Origin of the sequence: Streptococcus mitis (assembly GCF_905187495.1) — a bacterium.
GTDB classification, from domain to species: domain Bacteria; phylum Bacillota; class Bacilli; order Lactobacillales; family Streptococcaceae; genus Streptococcus; species Streptococcus mitis_CU.
Genome location: NZ_CAJJIB010000006.1, coordinates 1 through 19,767, shown reverse-complemented (window position 1 = coordinate 19,767; position 19,767 = coordinate 1). Strand labels below are relative to the sequence as shown.

Below are 19,767 nucleotides of genomic sequence, written 5' to 3'. Positions count from 1 at the left end.
AGTAGCTTGATTGGCTAGGAATTCTCTTTCTTTTCAGCCTTCTCTTCTGATTTTTTCTTCTCTGCTTGATTACTTGAATCAGTCACTACCTTTTCCTTTTTATCTATTTTCTCTTCTTTGATTTTGACTGAAGGAAAGATGAACTCATATTGACTCTTAGGCGTACGAACCGTCGTCACCAAGCTTGTTTTCTTGTTTTGATAGCTTACCTGACCTAGATTAAAGACCTGTTCCCCACTTTCTTGCTCAACCTTATCTTTGGTTCGCTTAGCCATGGCAAAAGCAATCAGCTTTTCTTTATTCAAAGCATAGTCTTGATAGTGGGCGACTTGTCTGTTCAAGTAAAATTGTAACAAAAGACTAAAGATGGCTGCCATAGTGACTGCATAGAGGAGAACACCTGCCTTAACTTTTTTCTTTTTCCACACGATAGATGAACTCCCTTTCTAAGCCTTTTTGGAACTGGAAATGAAAGCGCACCAGTTGGTTGTCCTCTGTAATCTGAGCTGATTTGAGTCCATAAATCATAGGCTGATATCCTCGTCCACTGGCATCAGTTTTTCGAAAATCATCCGATTTTGACTTACCTATCGCAATTTCCTTGCCATCCTGCTTCATATAGAGGCGATTGCCCTCCACTTTTTCGAATTGCGAACGGTCTAATTCTGCCTCCAGCTGGTCCACAAACAAGAGCCACTCCTTTTGCTCGCTTTGTTGCTGGTAGCGAACTTCTGAAATGAGGAGCTGACTCATGGCTTGAAAGAGGAGTAAACTTCCACTGATGACAATGAGAGCAATCAGTGATTCCAACAAGGTGAAAGCATTGACCTTATGGCTCTTTGATAGCCAACAACTGTTCTGAACCATGATAAACCTCCAATCCCTTTTCACTAGAAAACACCTGAATCTCCACTCCGTTTATGTTTACCTGATTTTGACCTGTCTGCAGAGCCATCTTAGCTACACGCACAACTTCTTCTTTCTGCAAGATTTTTGCTTCTTCTTGTCTATTTTTCTGAATTTGTCCCAAAAGGAGGGTAGCAATACTGGCAAAGATAGCTAAAGCAACCACTGCTTCCAGTAAAATCACTGCCCTAATTTTTTGTTTCCTTAATGCGTTTAATTTTTCCATTTCCTAGATATAATTGATAGCGAATCGCTCCTTTGCTGGTCTGAAATTCAACCTTAACCAGGGACGAATTTCCCCCAGCTCGGTCAAATGTAATGTTTTGGCCTGATGGTGCCTGAATTCCTTTAGGAACTGTCAACTTTTGACTGCCATTGCTAATCGTCTGCCCATTTAAGTTTAGACTAGTCTTTTGCTGACTGGCTACACTGCGTTTTTGAGTTTCCCGATAAAGTTCTTCAAACTCCATAAAGAAAATCTGCTCCTCTACTGCTGCAAAAGTGGACTGAACAGAACCAGACAATCCCAAGGCAAGGATACTCACAAGCCCCAAAACCAAGAGACTTTCCAGCATGGTAAAGGCCTTAATCTGAAACACTTTGTCTGGTACCTTGTTTAGCATGGTATTCTTTATAGGCTTTAGCCTGTTCTTCTGTGATTCTCCCATCTGCTTGTAACTTGCTTAGGCTAGCATCTTCATTTTTATCCAAGCTATAAAGCTCTGCCTGGCTTTCCACCACCTTAACAACAGCAGCTTTTCCTTTGTCATTGACTGCTTCTTTTTGCTTGGTCAAATTAGGTACAAAGAGCAAGAGAAGCACACTGATAATGAGCAAGACCACCAACATCTCCACAAGCGTGAAAGCCTTCACTTTCGCTTTTTTCAAGAATGTCATCATTTTTTTCATTTTAAAAATTTACCTCCATATTTTGATACATGGGCATGAGCATTGCCGCATAAAGTAAAACGATAATCAGAGCCACAAAGATAAAAACCAGTGGCTGCACCAAATTCATGGTGCGGTTGACTCGGGTAAAAAAGGATTCCCAAGTTTTTTCAGCATAGATTTCCAACTCACTACCCAGCTTGGACTTGACTTCCCCATACTCGATGATGAGACTCAACTCCTTCTTAAAGAAAGGACAGGTTCCTATAGTCTGAGAAAATTCCTGACCATTTTGTAGGGCTTGAGCCAAATCTCGACCGATTTCTTTAAAGAGTTGGGAACCTTGTTCCTGCATGATTTGAAAAATCTGCGTCAACTCCATTCCCTGTGAAATCATATTCCCCCATTCACGCGCATAATAGGCTGTCAAATAGGTCTGTACAAAGATTCCAAGAAAAGGAAGGCGTGCTAAGATAGAAAAGACGTGCATCTTAGAACTTCTTTTATAGAAAGTTAGTGCTAAAAGGGTAAGTACGGAAACAAGCCCTACCATACCTAGAAAAATTTGTGGCAGATTGCCAATAATTTGAGTGGCGATATTACTGCTATCCAGTTGTGGTAGTAGGTAATTCCGTAGCCCCAGCATGATTAAGAGAAGAAATCCCAGTAAAATCAAGGGATAGGTCGCTACTTCAATTAATTTTTTCTTGACCTTGGCAAGATTGTCTAGATATTCTTCTATCTTTCCCAAACTCAGGTGAAGATTCCCATGGACTTCAGCTAGAGATAACTGGGTGACAATGGCACTTGAAAATCCCAAACTTTCCATCATTTCTGAGAATGATTTCCCCTGAGACAAGCCCGTGCGCATTTGTGTCACACACTGCTTGTCCAACAAGGCACTCCTATCTAAAAAAGAGATTGTCTCCACCAGATGAAAACCGCTGGAAAAGAGATTGTTAAATAGGGTGATGATATTTTTTTGCTTAACTGTAGCTAATTTTTTCCGTCTCAGCCTGAAGACTTGTGATATGTCCATCTTTAAGAAGCTGGTCAATCTGTTCATTCCAGCTAGTTGGCTGGTGTTCTTGATAGTCTTTGTTTGCAAAGTCAACGATTCCTCCTCCCCCGATTAATCTCTGGTAGCAGACTCCTTGCAGAACGACTGCCAATTCCTCCTCACTCACCCCCAACTCCAGTAAACGTTCATAAACTCCTCGGATACTCTTGGCATGAATGGTTGAAAAGACTGTTGCCCCTGTCAAACTAGCTCTAACTACTGCACGTGCCGTCTCGCTGTCCCGAATTTCTCCGATAATCAGGAGATCTGGTCGATGACGTAAGGAAAGCTTGATGAGATTTTCATAGGTTAGTCCAATCGCCTCATTCAACTGCAACTGAAGCATGTCGTCCTGCTTGATTTCGACTGGATCTTCAATAGACATGACTTGCTGTCCTTTAAAGAGAGACTTGGCCAATTCGTGCATCAGGGTCGTCTTGCCACTGCCGACTGGACCAGCAAAGAGATAGAGACCACGTTGCCTGTACTGCTTGCCCAGTTCTTCAATATCCTGAAACCAAAAATGCAAATCCTGCTCCTCATCATGCAACAGGCGAATAACTAAACTCTCATGCCCTCGATAATCGCCTACAGTAGACAAACGTAGGGACGCCATCTTCTGGTCATATTCATAATCACAGGAACCAAGCTGACTACGTCGCTTTTCTCCCACATTCATACCCGCCACAAACTTAAAGTGACTGATGACGGCCGCAAATTTTTCAAAATCATAACAACCAATTTTACAACGCTCGTCTCCTACCCTCATATGAAGCTCATAGGCGTCTAGCTTAGGGACAAAATAAATATCCTGCGCCCCTTTTTTCCGAGCCGAACGAATGATTTCTTGTGCAATTTCTTGAACCATACTTACCTCCTCACCTATACTATTCGCAAAGATTTGGGAAAATAAAAAAAAGCAACTCCAAAAAAGTTACTTTTTCTCTATTTTAATTTCATACGGCAAGAACGGTGCCTTTCCTGACCAGTTTGTTTTTCATAGCCTGGACGTAATTTTTCATCTGGGATAACCTGCTCATCCTGTAAAAGAGCCAAAGAATGGTATTGTTGTAAATACTCATCACATTCATCACACCAGCGTTGGTCTTCCGGGTCCCAAAAAATGGTCATCAAGTCACTTCTACTTTTATAAAGAGGGGATTCTTGTTCCAATCTAAACCAGCAAGTTTTATAGTATTTGAGAGCATCATAATACTGATCAAATTTCTTACTTGCTACAATATCTTCTTCCCAACCTTCTAAGAACCACCACGGTTCAAAATCTCCGTACATTTCTATAACACGATACATATTCATTCATTCCTTTGTACCGTATATTATAACCAATTCCGCTAAACAAGGAAAGAAATATGCTCATTTCTTAATTTTTTTGATAAAAAATCCAGCCATCCTATGATGACTGAATTTCTATTTGCTTATGTTCCAAAATGTTTTTACTACTTAAGCTTCTGAAATATCGTTTTCGATGATGACCTTGATGGCATGGTGGTCTGCTGCCTTACTGAAGACTTCATAGGCTTTTTCAATTTCACTTAGTTTGAAATAATGAGTTACCAATTTTTCTGGTTCAATCTTATGACTTTCAAGAGCTTTCAACAATTGTGGAGTGGTATTTGTAGATACCAAACCAGTTGTTACATTGATGTTGCGAATCCAAAGTTTGTCCAAATCGAATTCGACTGGTTTACCATGTACACCACAGTTGGCAACTGTTCCGTCTATACCGATAATCTTTTGACAGAAATCAAATGTTGCAGGAATACCAACAGCTTCGATAGCAACATCTACACCACGACCATCTGTCAAATCATAAATTTCTTTAATCGCTTTTTCAGGGTCTGAAGAATTAACCTTATGAGTCGCACCAAATGATAAAGCAGTTTCCAAGCGGTTATCGTCTAAGTCCACCATAATCAATTTGGCTGGTGAGTAGAATTGGGCTGTCAAAAGAGCAGCCAATCCAACTGGACCTGAACCAATAATGGCTACACTACAACCAGGTTCTACTTTCCCTTTCAAGACACCAATTTCATACCCAGTAGGCAAAATGTCTGATAGCATAACCAAGGCTTCATCTGACAAGTTTTCTGGAGTGTGGTAAAGAGTGTTATCTGCATGAGGGACACGTAAATATTCAGCCTGCATACCATCAATCAAGTGACCGAAAATCCAGCCCCCTTCGTCTTCACAGTGGGCATAAATTCCTTTTTTACAGTAGTAGCATTTACCACAGGCACAAACACAAGAAATCAAGACCTTGTCGCCTTTTTTGAAGTTAGAAACTCCTTCCCCAACTTCTTCAACAATCCCAATCCCTTCGTGACCAAGAATGGTACCACTTTGGCAAGCAGGGACATCCCCTTTGATAATATGGAGGTCTGTTCCACAAATAGTAGTTTTTACGATACGCACAATAGCGTCTGTTGGCTTGCGAATCACTGGTTTGTCTACATCAACAAAAGAAGCAAGTCCTGGTTTAACATAAGTATAGGCTTTCATAAAGCACTCCTCCTTTTTTTATTTGTACTATTTATAATACAATTGTAAGCCTTTTCATTTGTTTGTTCAAGATTTTTTGTGATTTTTTTAACTTTTTTATTTACCGGTAAAGTAATATAGATAAAAAAGCAGAAGCTAATCTCTAACTCCTGCTTTCTCTCTTATGCTTGATAACGTTTCACACCGTCTAGGTAGGTTGCTACCAATTCCAAATCTTTATCTAATACGATAAAGTCCGCATCATAGCCTTCACGGATTTGGCCACAAACATCATCAATGTGAACAGATTTTGCTGGGTTAAGGCTGGCCATCATGACTGCTTCATGTGGATTCGCAATACCCCATTCGACCACATTCTTCAAACCGTCCTTGAGTTTGAGGATAGAACCTGCCAAATTGCCTGTCGATTTGAGGCGTGCAGTTCCATTTGCAACGACAACTGGAAATTCTCCCAACATATAGTCACCGTCTTCCAATCCACCAGCTGTCATACAGTCTGTGATAAGGGCGATATTTTCAGTTCCTTTTTGTTTGAGCAAAATATCACAGGCCTTGGGATCTACGTGGTGACCATCACATATCAACTCTGCATAGGTGTGTGGTAATTGATACATGGCTCCAACCATACCGAGTTCGCGGTGAGTCAACCCACGCATTCCATTGTAGGCGTGTACCCAAACACTCGCTCCAGCATCGACTGCTTTTTTAGCTTCATCAAAAGTCGCGTTTGAGTGCCCAAGAGCAACCGTCACACCTTCGCCCGTAACTGTACGAACAAAGTCTTCTACACCTTCACGTTCTGGCGCAAGGGCAATTTTATTTAGCAAGCCATTTGCTGCTTTTTGCCAAGTACGGAACTCATCCATACGAGGATCTTTCATGTAAGCAGGGTTTTGAGCCCCCTTGTATTTCTCTGTGAAATAAGGTCCTTCAAAATAAATTCCACGAATCTTAGCTCCACTTGCTTCCTGGTAACGAGCACCGATATTTTCAGTTACCGCGAGCAATTGCTCATAAGTTGATGTCAAAGTGGTTGGTAAGAAGCTCGTTACTCCCATGCTGAGGAGTCCTTCACTCATGGTATGAAGGGTTCCTTCGATATTATTATCCATAACATCCACACCACCAAATCCATGAATGTGGGTATCCACAAGTCCTGGCGCAATGCTGTATCCTGTATAGTCAATGACGTCAGCGCCTTCAGGAATTTGTTCTACATGTTTTCCAAACTTGCCGTCTACAAGTTCCAAGTAACCACCACGACGAACTCCGTGTGGGTAGAAAAACTGATCCGCTTTAATATAGTTAGGCATAATGTTAACCTCCTTAAAAGATTGATTCTACAATTTATTATGTCAATTACATTATAAACCTTTCTTTTTTATTTGTAAATGGTATAGACCTATTTTCTAGAGATATTTTAAAAGAGCTGGATTTCTCCAACTCTTCTCTTTTTAATACAAGTTATTTTGATTTGACCGGCTTGTCTTGAGCTGTTTGCAAGGCTGCAGCAATGGTATCTGCATACAATTTAGCTCCTGCTTCAATCTTACTATTGTCACTTCCAAAATGGACTTGGTCTGTTCCAGTCCAGATCTCTGGATGCTCTTTAGCAACTTGATTCCAATCTGCTATCGTGATGTAAGGAGTCTTCTCTGCCAATTCTCTCATATAGGCAGCCGCCTTCTCAACGATTGCATAGGTCTCTTTTGTCTTATCTCCTTCATAAGGAGTCACCAAAACCATATGGTGCCCCTTAGGAAGATTTTTCACGATACTATCCCAATCTTCCTTGTAATTTTCAGGATTATTTACCCCAGTTGCAATAACCACCATCTTTGGTAGAAATTTATTCTGGCTATTGTTGAGCATGATTTCGTTGGCAGTCTTGGTTGTTCTGCTGACCTGCGCGTTAATCTGTGCTCCAGGAAGGGCTGTCTGCAGGGCTGTATTTGCTCTTAAGGCCACCGAGTCACCAATTAACATAGTGCCATCAGCAATTCCTAAACTATCAGCTTCTGCTCGTTCTGTTATCACCTTGGTCTGGCTAATATTTGTTGCAGCTTGCTTCAAGCCATTGACAGTTAAGTCTGTCTCAAAAGCTCCCACTTGTGGTGCCAACAGAGTTACTAAGAAGACAATGAAGGCCAAAATTCCAGTACTTGCTGCAAGGATTGTGTGAATATGAGGAAGGGGACGGAGGGTTTGTATAATAGGTGTGTCCTTTCCTGCAATCCAAGGTTCCAATACATAAAATGAAAGACTGGCAAATCCATAAGAAAAAATCAAAGTCAGTAACACAGCAAAAAGATTTGATGTCAACTGTGAAAAAATGATATAGAAAGGCCAATGGAAGAGATAAACTGCATAGCTAGTATCTGCTAAAAAGCTGATAATCTTTGGCTCCTGCATGTTAGGAGTCTTTTCATGTAAGACACGCGCTGCCAAAATCATAGCAAGGGCTGCAAGGCTGGCAAGCAAGAAGCCCATAAGATAGGCAAAGAGATAGGTAAATTTGACAAAGAAGGTCAAAATGAGTAAGAAGCCAAAACCTCCTGCAAAAACTAAAAGGGTCTTGCGCAAATCCCAGATTTTATCCAATTGCTTAACTAGGGAAGTCGTCTGACGAACGCCTACGATAGTTGCTAACACACTTCCCAAAAAGAATGGATAGACATGAGTTAAACTGGAGAAGTAAACAGAGGAATAAGAGGTTACTAGAAAACTACCAATAAACATGGAGAAGAAGCTGATCAAGAAGGCAGCAGCAGATAAGAGAAAGACCATTCCCTTCAACTGACCATTTGATTTAGCCTGCTTAGATAAGAACCAAACTGCCAACCCCCAAAGAATATAGTAGTGCACCTCAACAGCCAGACTCCAATTATGAACAAACAAATGAGGAATGAACTGAGATTCATAACTCCCACCTGTTAGGAGTTCATAGAAGTTGGTCATGAAGCCTAAGACACCCGCAATTTGACCCCCAATTCCAGCCACATAGTCTTGGCGAACCAAGAAAGTAAAAGGCATGGTTACCAAGACCATCAAAACCACAGGTGGAACGATACGATAAAAGCGTCTCCTAAAAAATCCAACCAAATCAATTTCATGATTTTTAGAAAATTCTTCGATGAGTAGAGCTGTAATCAGGAAACCTGAAAATGTAAAAAAGACATCTACCCCGAAAAATCCTCCAGGAAAGATCGTCTGAAAGAAATGATACAAGAGTACCAAAAGTAAACCTGTAATCCTAATCAAGGAAAACCATTTAATACGCATACGAGTTTATTCTCCCTTTCATTGTACACTTTATTCTATCAAAAAAAGAAAAAAAATCCCAAGAGAAAACTTAGGATTTTTAGCTTATATCAATTCCAGTTTAAAAATTGCGCCCTGACTTATTGTAACCATATTTTTCCACAAAATACTCACGGAATTCCAATAGATTATCATCCATGATGGCTTGTCGCACTTGCTTCATCAGGTTAAGCAAGAAGTAGAGATTGTGGTAGCTAGTCAAACGGATACCAAAGGTTTCGTCAGCCTTGAGCAGGTGACGAAGGTAGGCGCGTGTGTAATTCTTACATGTGTAGCAATCACACTCAGGATCCAGTGGCGTAAAGTCCTCAGCAAACTGGGCATTTTTGACAACTAAACGTCCCTGACTGGTCATACAAGTTCCGTTACGAGCAATTCGAGTCGGCAAGACACAGTCAAACATATCCACCCCACGAATCACACCATCAATCAAGCTATCTGGAGCTCCCACACCCATCAAATAGCGAGGTTTATTTTCAGGCAGCAGTTGGGTTGTAAAGTCCAAGACTGCATTCATCTCTTCGTGGGTTTCTCCCACCGCCAAACCACCGATAGAGTAGCCTGGGAAATCCATGCTGACAAGGTCATTCGCTGATTGGCGACGCAAGTCTTCAAATCCAGCCCCTTGCACAATTCCAAATAACCCTTGGTCATGTGGACGACGATGAGCCTTCAAACCACGCTCAGCCCAACGGCTGGTACGCTCGATTGATTTCTTAACGTAGTCGTAAGGTTGATAAAACTGAGGACATTCGTCAAAGGACATCATGATGTCTGAGCCTAGATTATTCTGAATCGAGATAGCTTTTTCTGGCGATAGGAACATCTTAGAACCATTGAGATGGTTTTTAAAGGTTACTCCTTCTTCTGTGATATTACGGCTATCTGCTAAGGAATAAACCTGAAAACCACCACTATCCGTCAAAATTGGCTGATCCCAATTCATGAACTTATGAAGTCCACCTGCGCATGCGATGAGTTCATCTCCAGGACGAAGCCAGAGATGATAAGTGTTTGACAGGATAATTCCCGACCCCATCTCCTTCAATTCTTCAGGCGACTGAGTTTTGACAGTGGCTTGTGTCCCAACTGGCATAAACATAGGTGTTGGGAAGGTACCGTGGGGAGTGATGATTTCTCCCAGACGAGCTCCTGTGTGTTTTTCTTTCTTAATCAAACGATATTTGATTGGTGAATCTGACATTTTTTACCTCCGAAGCTGGGAAAGACAGTCCCAGTTCATACTTTGTACCCAAGGGCATACTGTATGATTTTATCAAAAAAAGCTGGAACTGTCACGAACTATGGTATAATGAGAGAATGAAATACCCAAAAATTGATTTAAAAACCATTCGTCTGCAGGCTAGACAATTTCAAGTTGAAAATTCTCGCCTCTTTCTCGTCTATCTCTTACCTAGCATGCTGGTCATCTTATCTGGCTTCCTCAATCCCTTAGAGCGCCTCAACGAATCTATTTTAGAACAAACCTTTTTAAGCGTGTTTGGTCATGTATTTCAAGCCTACCTCTTTCCATTATTAGTCTCCTTTATCGGAGCTATTCTTCTAACCAGTTCAGTCTATACAACACTGAAACTCATCAAGAATCCTGATACAGGACTATCCGTCAAAAATAGTCTCACACTCTTTAACGAAGAGCACTTTTCACAAACCTTTTTGACTCTACTTCTCAAACGTTTCTATCTCTTCTTATGGAGCATTCCTAGTTTGCTTGGAATTTACTTCCTCTTTTACAGTAGCTTTCTAGCAAAGAAATTCGTTGCAATCCATCCTGAATTTCCTAATCTGAATCTCACGTCAATTGAAACCGAGCGTTTCCTCATGACCTTTGGTCTTTACTTTCTAGCAAGTATTCTCTTGATGATTGTCGGAAATAGTCTCTATATCCCACAATACTATGCCTATTCACAGGTAGAATTTCTCCTCTGTGACACCCTAGACTTGGGACAAGCCAAACCAGGGCAAATCCTAAAAAACAGCCGTTTCCTGATGAAAGGCTACAAATTTCAGCGCTTTGTCCTAGACTTACAACTCCTTCCTTGGTACTTCCTCAATTGGATTACCTTTGGAATTGCTAGTTTCTCACTCCTACCCTACATTCAAATCAATAAAATGATTTTTTACCGAGCAGTACTGGCTCGAAAACGTCCAAAAGCTTGAAGGGTTTCCCTCAAGCTCTTTTTCTATCAATGAGTTTCTCCGCCTACCAACTTGAGGTCCTCATCTCCATATTCTATCATGGCTCCGATTGCTGCTTCTAGCCCTCTCCTAATATCCACTAAACTCATAGCTGGAGTAGTCGGTCGATTCACCACCTGTTCCATCATATAAGGAATGTGCATAAAACCTGCCTTAACATGTGGAAATTTCTTTTCTACCAAATAGAGAGCCTGATACATCAAATGATTGCAGACAAAAGTCCCTGCCGTATTGGAAACAGAGGCCGGCAAGCCCTCTTTTTTTATAGCTTGAACCATCGCTTTAATCGGCAGACTACTAAAGTAGGCCGGAGCACCATCTGGACGAATAGGAAGATCAATCGGTTGATTACCTTCGTTATCAGGAATGCGCGCATCGTCTTGATTTATAGCCACTCGCTCAGGTGTCAAGCTGGTTCTTCCACCTGCTTGGCCGATACAAAGGACAAAGTCAGGTTGATAGCGGTTCATCTCTTCTTCCAATACTTGAGCCGATTTGTGAAAGACTGTTGGCACTTCTAACCAACGGACCTCAGCACCATGGATTTCAGCTGGTAAACCTTTAACGGCCTCCAAAGCTGGATTGACCTTTTCCCCTCCAAAGGGCTCAAAACCTGTCACTAATACTTTCATTTCTTACTCCTCAAAACAAATTCAATGAGACTTTTTCTTAAAAACAAGTATAACATATTTCCCTTATTCTGGAGTGAAAAGGATTAGAGAGTATCAGACTGGCATTAAAGTTTATTTAAAGAGAAAAATACTAATCAAGGCTAAAATAGCTGGTCCACCTTACTTCAAAATAATTTTCTTATCTGCTGTGAGAGAGCCATAAGCCGCAGCACCAATCACAAATAAAACAAAAATAGTCACAATTTCTAAATTCTGTGAGAAATAAATTCCATACAAGAGAAAGACTCCTAGCAAAGCATTATAAATCCCTTGATTTTTAAACAATGAAGTTACTGACGGACGAGCCAATTCTTCCTTGTCCATATTAAAGACACGACTAGTCGCATCTGATTGCGTTGCAATACTTTCCAAATAAAAAATGTAAAAATGCTCCAAAACAACAATCGTTGCTAAAATGGTTGTCATAATTGACATCTATTTCTCCTTAAATTTCTATATTTTCAATACCCAAAACCAATTTATTTACTAAACGGCTGAGTTCTGTTCTTTCAGACTCTGTTAAGATACTTTCCATCTCTTCCTTAACCTTGATATGTTGCAGAGGGGGATTCACCACTAACTGCTCCTTGGTATACTTCGTAGCCTCTACCAACACTTCTCGCTGATTTTCAGGATTACGATGACGCTCCACCAAACCTTCCTTTTCTAAAATCTTGAAATGTCGTGTCAAAGCGGCCTGATCAATCTTCAAACGCTCCTGAACCGCTATTTGATTACAAGGGGAATGCTTCAGCAAAAACAGTAAAATCTGATACCGTGTCAAACTAATCCCAAGTCTTTTTTCAAACAATTGCGTACTCGCTTGCTCAGACAAGCGGAGTTGATAAAGCAGATCTTGAATCTCTATCATTTCTTTCTCCTATCTTGATTTATCAATAGTTGACTAATCAATTGTGTTATAAAGTAAAATTGATTGCAAGAATGTTGCTTCAATCATTACAAAATGGTAACTTCCATTTTCCATTCATATTGATACTCAATGAAAATCAAAGAGCAAACTAGGAAGCTAGCCGTAGGTTGCTCAAAGCACAGCTTTGAGGTTGCAGATAAAACTGACGTGGTTTGAAGAGACTTTCGAAGAGTATGACAAAGAAAAACGAACGAGACTTACTTCCAATCATGAAAGCTAGATCTCATTCGTCAAAATGATATTACCAAGTCTGGTTTATCCATTCATTGAAACGTGAACGTGATCATAGTGATTTTCTGTCACGCTACCACGGTCTGGCATTGGGTTCCAAGTATTAGCTGGCCCATATTTGCTATCGAATGGAGCATAGAAACGTTGTTTCCAAATAATGTAACTAATTCCACGGCTGGCCATGTTTTGAATAGCGTATTCCGCAATCTTATCCCCTAATTCTGAGCTTTCTGGTACCATAAAGTCGATAGCCAAACCTTTTCCGTGATCTCCACTGTCTCCTGGACGGTAACCACTAAAGGATGTGATGCCAAACAAGTTAGCAATTTCTTCTTTAAAGGCCGCTGTTTGTGGTTGAAGGCCTGCATTTTCAGATTTCGCTACCGCAAGTCCAGCATAATCGGGCGCTGCTGGAGCTGCGTAAGTTGTTGAAACTGTTTTCTTCTCTTCTGGTTGATAAGTAGAAACTGCTGTTGTAGCTTCATTTGATGAGGCTTCTTTTAATTCTTCTGAACTTGTTGCAGTTGTTTCGATTGCTGTTTCTTCTGTTGGAGTTGTAGTTTCTTCCACTGTTGAAACATCTTGTGGGCTTGCTTGAGTTTCATTTTTCTCAGCTGAAGTCGTTGCCTGAGGAGCTGCTTCTGCAACTGCACTACTTGTTTCGGCTGTTTGCTCCTCTGACGTTGAAGTATTTGTAGATGGTGCTACTTCTTCTGCAGTAGCAACTGTCTCTGCAACTTCTGAATTTGTTGCTACTTCTTTTGTACTTGTAGTTTCTACCGCTTTTGGCGCTTCTGCAATCGGTTGAGAAAGGTCTGCAACCTGAACAGTTTGATCATCTACGGTCACTTGATTGGTTGTCAAATCTGCTGTCGCAGTTGTCACCTCTTCACTAGAAGCCGCTTGAGGTGTTTGGATTTCAACTTCTGTTACTTCTTCTGCTTCATTGACGGTCGTTGTCAAAACAGTTTCTGGGAAAATCAAGTCCATATTAGTGATTTTATTCAAATTCGCAAGAACTGTGACATCTACACCCAAGGCTTCTGCAATGGTGCTCAAGGTATCACCATACTGAACGGTATAACTTGTTTTGTTGTCCGTTTTAGTCAAATCGTTTTGGATTTGCTCAACACTACGTGCAGTCCAAAGAACTTCTTCTGCTTGAGTTGCCAATACTGGGGCAAATGACAAGGCTACTGTTGAAGCTAATAATATTCTTTTCTTCATTCTTTCCTATTCCTTTCAAATGAGTACCTGTCTATCATAACACAAAAAATGCAGAAAAAAAGCCCTCTCGGGCCTATTTAACAGAACTGTCTATTCCTTGTAACAAACTTGGTTACTTGAAATAGTTTGTTAGGTCTCTGTCACAAAACTGACACAATCTTATCGTTCCCAATCCCCAAAAATATAAGGAATATCTGCTAACCCTTGAATCCTATGATTTCCTTCATAAGTCGACTCTAAAAAGTTGATACTTTGAATCCCACTATTCTGGGCAAATTCCACATCCAGAGTCCGATCCCCTATATAATAGGTCTTCTCAGAATCCAACTGATACTTGCCTAACAGATAGTTAGCCGCTTCTGGACTTGGCTTCCGCACAAAACCACTCTGACTGGTTAAAATCTCTGTAAAATAAGATTCCAAACCCAAGTCTCTGAGAATGGTACGAGCATTGTCTCCCTTATGAGTGTAAACAAACTGCTGAATTCCTGATTCCTCTGCCCAAGCTAGCACATCACGCGCACCTGGCATCAAAACTACCTGAGCATTCTTCTCAGCCAAACTCTGGGCACGCACCTGATTTAGCATTTCCACATCCAGCTTTCTCTCTTCTGCCACCTGCACAAGTAAATCCTGCACAGAAAACTTGAGAATAAACTCCCTCACCTGCTCCTTATCATAAGGAATAGCAAACTGACCAAAAGTCTCCTCAATCCCTGACAAAATTGCTTCGTAAGAGTCCAATAAAGTCCCGTCTAAATCCCAAATAAAAGCTGTTTTTTGCATTTCCTATCCTTTCAAGCTCATATAACGCTGGTAACGGTAACGTAGAAATAACCAACGAAAACCATTATCCAAAAGGGTTCCGGCCCAAATACCGGGCAAGCCCCAACCTAGCATAATCCCCATCAGATATCCTGTTCCAATGCGGATACACCACATTCCTATACTTGTCGCATAAAAGGGAAGCCGAGCATTGCCCAAACCCTGCCAGACTGCTGTATAGATAACTGTTCCTATCGTCATAGGAGTACCAAGTAGTGAAAAAAGTGTCACTAGAACACTAGCCTCCACCGCTAGAGAATCAGTCGTATAGAGATGAGTTAATGGTACACCCAAGGCATAGATACTAAAGGTCAAAGGCAACATGAGAATCAGAGAAAGCCAAAAGGTTTGTTTGCTCAAACTAGCGACTCTTTTCCAATTATCCTCTCCAACTGCTCGAGCTACCAGCATGACCGTTGCAGTACCAACGCCAAAGGCAGGCATGTAGTTAAACTGGGTTAAGACTTCTCCGACTGCATTCCCAGCCACCGCCTCCGTTCCAAAAGAAACAACCAAGGCAATGATTACGACATCTCCAGCCCGCATCATGAGCCGCTCTCCAGCTGCTGGCAAAGCTAAGGTCAATAGTTCCTTATCTAAACCAAAAGTCGGTTTCTCAAAAGGCAACTTTAATTGCGACCATAAAATCACAAGACCTACCAAACGAGACAGAATTGTCCCCCAAGCAACACCAGCTATCCCCATATCCAGAACAAAAATAGCTAGACTTGAAAAAAGAATATTCAAGGCATTGGATAAAAGACTAACATAGAGAGGCAGACGTGGATTATGCGTTGCACGAATCAAGGCACCCAGACTGGTCATCAAGCCCAAAAGAACAATCGATCCGCCTACCAAGGATAGGTAGAGTCCACCACTCTCAGCTACATCTCTCTCCGTCCCCAAAAATCCTATCATCTCTTTCCCAGCGAAGATGGACAAAAATCCTAAAAGGAAACTTAATAGTAAGGTAATCTTCAAGGACTCAGTCACATGATAGGCTAGCATAGATTGATCCTTCTGCCCCAAACTTTTTGAAATAACACTGGAAATAGCAGCTCCCAGAGCGATGAAAATCGCCTGGTAAATCGTGATAATATTGCCAGCTACTGATACACCCGAAATAGCTATCAAGCCCAAGTGGGCTACCAGATAACTGTCCACCATTCCCATGAGCATCTGCAAAAAGTTTTCGCCCATAGCTGGCAAGGCAATATTAAGAATGTCTTTATTTTTCTTAAACAATCCTTCCTCCTGATGAAAAGAAACTCAGTTGGTTTCCCAACCGAGTTTACTCCCTCTGTCTTAAAGTCCTAGATAAGCCTCAACCGCTACTTGCATGTCTGTTGCTGCAACAGTTGTCTTATGACGAACAGGAGCTGTTTCAAGCCCGTCAACTGCTGGCGGCACTGCCACTCCTGAAATATCATGTAATTGAGCCAAAGCTTCAAAGTCACCAAGCCCTGATTTTCCAGTTACAGCTTCTACTGCAACCACTGGGAACTTGTATGGACTCGCTGTTGAAGCAATCACTGTCTTAGTCACATCGCCAGTAGCCGCTTGGTATTTCTTATAAACTGCCGAGGCAACCGCCGTATGTGGATCCTCGATATAAGAATCTGCCTCATAAACACGCTTGATTTCTGCTGCCGTTTCTTCCTCAGTCGCATATTCAGCTGCAAAGAGATTAAGAATCTCTGCATCAAAGTCTGTCAACTCATATTGACCTTGTGTATTCAAAGCATTCATGAGTTCAGCTGTCTTAACCGCATCATTACCCAAAAGATGGAAAATCAAACGCTCCAAGTTTGAAGATACCAAAATATCCATAGATGGACTAGTTGTTACCTTAAACTCACGTTTCTTGTCGTAAACACGTGTCTTGAAGAAGTCTGTCAAAACATTGTTATCATTTGAAGCACAGATCAATTTACCAACTGGTAAGCCGATTTGTTTGGCATAAAAGGCAGCCAAGATATTTCCGAAGTTTCCTGTTGGTACGGTAAAGTTGATCTTATCACCAGCCACAATCTCACCAGTTTTAACAAGCTGAGCGTAGGCATAAACATAGTAGACAATTTGTGGCACCAAACGGCCAATATTCATAGAGTTAGCCGATGAAAATTGCAACTTGTTGGCTGCCAACTTCTCACGAAGAGCCACATCGTTAAACATATGCTTCACATTAGTTTGGGCATCATCAAAGTTACCATCAATAGCGATAACATGAGTATTGTAGCCAGTCTGAGTGGTCATTTGCAACTCTTGTACCTTGCTGACACCATCCTTTGGATAAAAGACGATAATCTCAGTACCAGGAACATCCGCAAACCCTGCCATAGCAGCTTTCCCAGTATCACCAGATGTCGCTGTTAAGATGACAATCTTGTTCTCCAAACCATGCTTCTTAGCAGCTGTTGTCATAAAGTATGGCAAAATAGACAAGGCCATATCCTTAAAGGCAATTGTTGAACCATGGAAAAGTTCCAGATTGTATTGCCCGTCTAATTTCACTAATGGTGCGATAGCTGGAGTATCAAACTTGCTATCGTAGGCATTGTTGATACAGTAGTCCAACTCTTCAGCTGTAAAGTCATCTAAAAATGCTGACAAAACAAGCTTAGCAACTTCCTGATAAGAAGCATCTTTCAATTTGTCAAAGTCCAAATCTACCTTTGGATAAGTAAGCGGTGTAAACAAACCACCATCCGTTGCCAAACCTTGCAAAATTGCTTGGCTAGCAGTTACTGTATTGTTGGCATCACGCGTTGATTGATAAACTAATGTCATTACTCTCTATCCTTTATCTATAGTCTCATCCATTATATCATGATTTTTCAGAAAATTCTCCTTTTACAAGAGAAATTATAGGCTCAATTCTTCTTTCAAAGGCTGTAAGTAGGTCATTTCTTGCTTATTTCTCTTCTCCAGTCCTTCTTCGGCTAGCAGGAGTAAGTCTTTGGAAATTTCAATAATCGCAGTTTCTTCCTCATCTGTAAGCTTCTTCTTAGAAAATTGTCGTCTTAAAAACTTATAATTTTGCCCAAATTCTTTAAAGAAAGGAGCTGCTTCTAAGTAAGCTTCTAACTTATCTAAATTAACCAACAATCCTAAGTGAAAAGCTGCTGAAGCGAAGGTTCTATCTAGAGGTTGAGTACACACACTACGAAACTCAACTGTTCCGCGAGTCGTTAAGTCTTGGTACTGATAACTACGATGAGTTTCAAAATCTTTCTCTTGAGGGGAAATAAGAACTTCTTCCCCATTAAGTGCATATGCTTGGATTTCAGGTGTAGCTAAATAGTCCCTAGCCTGAATCGGATAAAAATAATAGGTTTGTCCATCACGTTCCGCAGTAAAAATTGAAGAATGATCTAGATAATCAAAAAAATCATCCTCATCTTTAAAGAGTCTAGGATTGACACCAACGTTCTCTGGATAGATACCATGCATCGAGTCTTCCCAGAAAATGTCCCTTGAAATTTTCGTATCCCAATCTGCTCCCGAAAACTTAGAGTTTGGAAATAAATAAGCCTTAGCCGCTTCAATTTGAGTAAAAGCATTAATCACCCGTAAGTAGTTAGACTTTGAAACATCCAACTGTACCTGACTCCCACAGATAAAAGCGCCATATTCAGGGAAATGATGCATGTCTGATTTAGTCACATTTCTACTCAAATTCAAATAGTCCATCAGCATGCGATACCGTGGGAAAGCCACTGGACAATTCTCATTTTTATCCCAGTTGGGATGAATACCACAGCCGACAATAGCATGATTTGATTCAGCTAACTTCTTCTGGATTACTTCCATATAAATACTAAAACGTTCTTCAACCTCTTGTATCGTTTCAGCCTTACCAAATGCAAACTCAATCGTAGTATAGGAAACTTCAAATAAAATAGTATCCTGACTTACTGGGTCCACTAACTGAATAGGAGTCCCAAAATCATCTACCTTTTCGACAGTAAAATCCAAAGCAGAAACTAAATATCGGAATAAGTACTTGATAACTTCAACATCTGTAGCATCCCCTTCCAAGTTTACAACAGGATATTCCAGCTCAATCCCGACAAACAATTCAGGATTTTCTTTAATATTTTTTAAATACCGATGTTTTAATAAATCGATAGAACGAGACATACTTCCCTACACTTTCATAATCTAAATAAAATTTGAATAACTATTATTATACCAAAAATAATATAAAAAGGAACGAAGATTTACAACGTTCCTTAACTCTATACTATACCGGCGGCCGGGGTCGAACCGGCACGTCCTTGCGGACACTGGATTTTGAGTCCAGCGCGTCTGCCAATTCCGCCACGCCGGCAAATAGTAACTGGGGTAGCTGGATTCGAACCAACGCATGAGGGAGTCAAAGTCCCTTGCCTTACCGCTTGGCTATACCCCAATAATATAAAATAGGCGAGTGATGGGGATCGAACCCACGCATGCCAGAGCCACAATCTGGTGTGTTAACCACTTCACCACACCCGCCATAATTCTATTAACACGGGCAGTAGGAATTGAACCCACACTGAAGGTTTTGGAGACCTTAGTTCTACCTTTAAACTATGCCCGTAAAATGGAAGGAGAGGGATTCGAACCCCCGAACCCGAAGGAGCGGATTTACAGTCCGCCGCGTTTAGCCTCTTCGCTACCCTTCCAAAATATATAAATGGCGCGAGACGGAATCGAACCGCCGACACATGGAGCTTCAATCCATTGCTCTACCAACTGAGCTACCGAGCCTTATTGCGGGAGCAGGATTTGAACCTACGACCTTCGGGTTATGAGCCCGACGAGCTACCTAGCTGCTCCATCCCGCGTTAATACAAAAGGAGGATGTGGGATTCGAACCCACGCACGCTTTTACACGCCTGACGGTTTTCAAGACCGTTCCCTTCAGCCGGACTTGGGTAATCCTCCAAAATAGTCCGTACGGGATTCGAACCCGTGTTACCGCC

Annotated in this window: 21 protein-coding genes and 8 tRNA genes; 1 reads left to right on the top strand and 28 read right to left on the bottom strand. The window is 41.2% G+C overall.

Annotation, left to right across the window (positions count from 1 at the left end; translation table 11 throughout):
• Positions 1-14: 14 nt before the first annotated feature.
• From comGG to tgt, 12 genes are all read right to left on the bottom strand, one after another.
• Positions 15-428, bottom strand: a complete 414-nt coding sequence (gene comGG / locus JQ843_RS01450) for a competence type IV pilus minor pilin ComGG (RefSeq protein ID WP_031233244.1) — start codon at positions 426-428, stop codon at positions 15-17.
• Entirely contained in the window at positions 406-867 is a 462-nt protein-coding gene (comGF, locus tag JQ843_RS01445) for a competence type IV pilus minor pilin ComGF (protein WP_020903618.1), read from the bottom strand. Before comGF ends, comGG begins: the two co-directional genes overlap by 23 nt.
• The gene (gene comGE, locus JQ843_RS01440) at positions 830-1,132 is read right to left on the bottom strand and encodes a competence type IV pilus minor pilin ComGE (RefSeq protein WP_071478895.1); all 303 of its coding nucleotides are present in this window, start codon (positions 1,130-1,132) and stop codon (positions 830-832) included. The genes comGF and comGE overlap by 38 nt, the downstream gene beginning before the upstream one ends.
• Complete coding sequence (gene comGD, locus JQ843_RS01435) at positions 1,095-1,529, bottom strand: competence type IV pilus minor pilin ComGD (protein ID WP_031237205.1); 435 nt, start codon at positions 1,527-1,529, stop codon at positions 1,095-1,097. The genes comGE and comGD overlap by 38 nt, the downstream gene beginning before the upstream one ends.
• Positions 1,492-1,815 carry a comG operon protein ComGC gene (comGC, locus tag JQ843_RS01430; protein WP_203212705.1) on the bottom strand — a complete coding sequence of 108 codons (324 nt, stop codon included), beginning with the start codon at positions 1,813-1,815 and terminating at the stop codon, positions 1,492-1,494. Before comGC ends, comGD begins: the two co-directional genes overlap by 38 nt.
• Position 1,816: 1 nt before the next feature.
• On the bottom strand, positions 1,817-2,833 hold the full coding sequence (gene comGB, locus JQ843_RS01425) for a competence type IV pilus assembly protein ComGB (protein WP_203212716.1): 1,017 nt from the start codon (positions 2,831-2,833) through the stop codon (positions 1,817-1,819).
• Positions 2,781-3,722 carry a competence type IV pilus ATPase ComGA gene (gene comGA, locus JQ843_RS01420; RefSeq protein ID WP_000249544.1) on the bottom strand — a complete coding sequence of 314 codons (942 nt, stop codon included), beginning with the start codon at positions 3,720-3,722 and terminating at the stop codon, positions 2,781-2,783. Before comGA ends, comGB begins: the two co-directional genes overlap by 53 nt.
• A gap of 77 nt (positions 3,723-3,799) precedes the next feature.
• On the bottom strand, positions 3,800-4,165 hold the full coding sequence (locus tag JQ843_RS01415; RefSeq protein WP_000286409.1) for a DUF1033 family protein: 366 nt from the start codon (positions 4,163-4,165) through the stop codon (positions 3,800-3,802).
• Between the two features lie 150 nt (positions 4,166-4,315).
• Positions 4,316-5,374 carry a zinc-dependent alcohol dehydrogenase family protein gene (locus JQ843_RS01410; protein ID WP_020903624.1) on the bottom strand — a complete coding sequence of 353 codons (1,059 nt, stop codon included), beginning with the start codon at positions 5,372-5,374 and terminating at the stop codon, positions 4,316-4,318.
• Between the two features lie 161 nt (positions 5,375-5,535).
• Complete coding sequence (nagA, locus tag JQ843_RS01405; RefSeq protein WP_084864425.1) at positions 5,536-6,687, bottom strand: N-acetylglucosamine-6-phosphate deacetylase; 1,152 nt, start codon at positions 6,685-6,687, stop codon at positions 5,536-5,538.
• Between the two features lie 151 nt (positions 6,688-6,838).
• Positions 6,839-8,656, bottom strand: coding sequence for an acyltransferase family protein (locus JQ843_RS01400; RefSeq protein WP_203212704.1), 1,818 nt, complete (start codon positions 8,654-8,656; stop codon positions 6,839-6,841).
• A 100-nt stretch (positions 8,657-8,756) separates the two neighbouring features.
• Positions 8,757-9,899, bottom strand: coding sequence for a tRNA guanosine(34) transglycosylase Tgt (tgt, locus tag JQ843_RS01395; RefSeq protein WP_203212703.1), 1,143 nt, complete (start codon positions 9,897-9,899; stop codon positions 8,757-8,759).
• A gap of 116 nt (positions 9,900-10,015) precedes the next feature.
• Between tgt and JQ843_RS01390 the strand changes: the two genes are divergently transcribed.
• Positions 10,016-10,873: a DUF975 family protein gene (locus JQ843_RS01390; protein ID WP_203212702.1), complete on the top strand. Its 858-nt coding sequence runs from the start codon at positions 10,016-10,018 to the stop codon at positions 10,871-10,873.
• A gap of 26 nt (positions 10,874-10,899) precedes the next feature.
• Here the strand turns inward: JQ843_RS01390 and pcp are convergent, their stop codons facing one another.
• The 16 genes from pcp to JQ843_RS01310 form a co-directional block, all read right to left on the bottom strand.
• A complete protein-coding gene (gene pcp / locus JQ843_RS01385) occupies positions 10,900-11,544 on the bottom strand; it encodes a pyroglutamyl-peptidase I (protein WP_203212701.1) in 645 nt (214 codons plus the stop codon).
• A 159-nt stretch (positions 11,545-11,703) separates the two neighbouring features.
• Complete coding sequence (locus JQ843_RS01380) at positions 11,704-12,018, bottom strand: DUF1304 domain-containing protein (RefSeq protein ID WP_203212700.1); 315 nt, start codon at positions 12,016-12,018, stop codon at positions 11,704-11,706.
• 10 nt (positions 12,019-12,028) lie between these two features.
• Positions 12,029-12,454 carry a MarR family winged helix-turn-helix transcriptional regulator gene (locus JQ843_RS01375; protein ID WP_203176430.1) on the bottom strand — a complete coding sequence of 142 codons (426 nt, stop codon included), beginning with the start codon at positions 12,452-12,454 and terminating at the stop codon, positions 12,029-12,031.
• 315 nt (positions 12,455-12,769) lie between these two features.
• Positions 12,770-13,972 carry a LysM peptidoglycan-binding domain-containing protein gene (locus JQ843_RS01370; protein WP_020903675.1) on the bottom strand — a complete coding sequence of 401 codons (1,203 nt, stop codon included), beginning with the start codon at positions 13,970-13,972 and terminating at the stop codon, positions 12,770-12,772.
• A gap of 159 nt (positions 13,973-14,131) precedes the next feature.
• Positions 14,132-14,758, bottom strand: coding sequence for an HAD family hydrolase (locus JQ843_RS01365; protein WP_203212699.1), 627 nt, complete (start codon positions 14,756-14,758; stop codon positions 14,132-14,134).
• Between the two features lie 3 nt (positions 14,759-14,761).
• The gene (locus JQ843_RS01360; RefSeq protein WP_203212698.1) at positions 14,762-16,042 is read right to left on the bottom strand and encodes an MATE family efflux transporter; all 1,281 of its coding nucleotides are present in this window, start codon (positions 16,040-16,042) and stop codon (positions 14,762-14,764) included.
• A gap of 60 nt (positions 16,043-16,102) precedes the next feature.
• Entirely contained in the window at positions 16,103-17,587 is a 1,485-nt protein-coding gene (gene thrC, locus JQ843_RS01355) for a threonine synthase (RefSeq protein ID WP_203212697.1), read from the bottom strand.
• A gap of 75 nt (positions 17,588-17,662) precedes the next feature.
• Positions 17,663-18,940 carry a glutamate-cysteine ligase family protein gene (locus tag JQ843_RS01350; protein ID WP_203212696.1) on the bottom strand — a complete coding sequence of 426 codons (1,278 nt, stop codon included), beginning with the start codon at positions 18,938-18,940 and terminating at the stop codon, positions 17,663-17,665.
• Positions 18,941-19,046: 106 nt separating this feature from the next.
• Positions 19,047-19,130: transfer RNA gene (locus tag JQ843_RS01345), tRNA-Leu, on the bottom strand.
• Between the two features lie 9 nt (positions 19,131-19,139).
• A tRNA-Gln gene (locus tag JQ843_RS01340) sits at positions 19,140-19,211 on the bottom strand.
• A 13-nt stretch (positions 19,212-19,224) separates the two neighbouring features.
• Positions 19,225-19,297: transfer RNA gene (locus JQ843_RS01335), tRNA-His, on the bottom strand.
• Positions 19,298-19,311: 14 nt separating this feature from the next.
• A tRNA-Trp gene (locus JQ843_RS01330) sits at positions 19,312-19,382 on the bottom strand.
• Between the two features lie 4 nt (positions 19,383-19,386).
• Positions 19,387-19,467: transfer RNA gene (locus tag JQ843_RS01325), tRNA-Tyr, on the bottom strand.
• A 12-nt stretch (positions 19,468-19,479) separates the two neighbouring features.
• Positions 19,480-19,552: transfer RNA gene (locus tag JQ843_RS01320), tRNA-Phe, on the bottom strand.
• Positions 19,553-19,555: 3 nt separating this feature from the next.
• Positions 19,556-19,629, bottom strand: a tRNA-Met gene (locus tag JQ843_RS01315).
• 10 nt (positions 19,630-19,639) lie between these two features.
• A tRNA-Ser gene (locus tag JQ843_RS01310) sits at positions 19,640-19,729 on the bottom strand.
• Between the last annotated feature and the right edge of the window lie 38 nt (positions 19,730-19,767).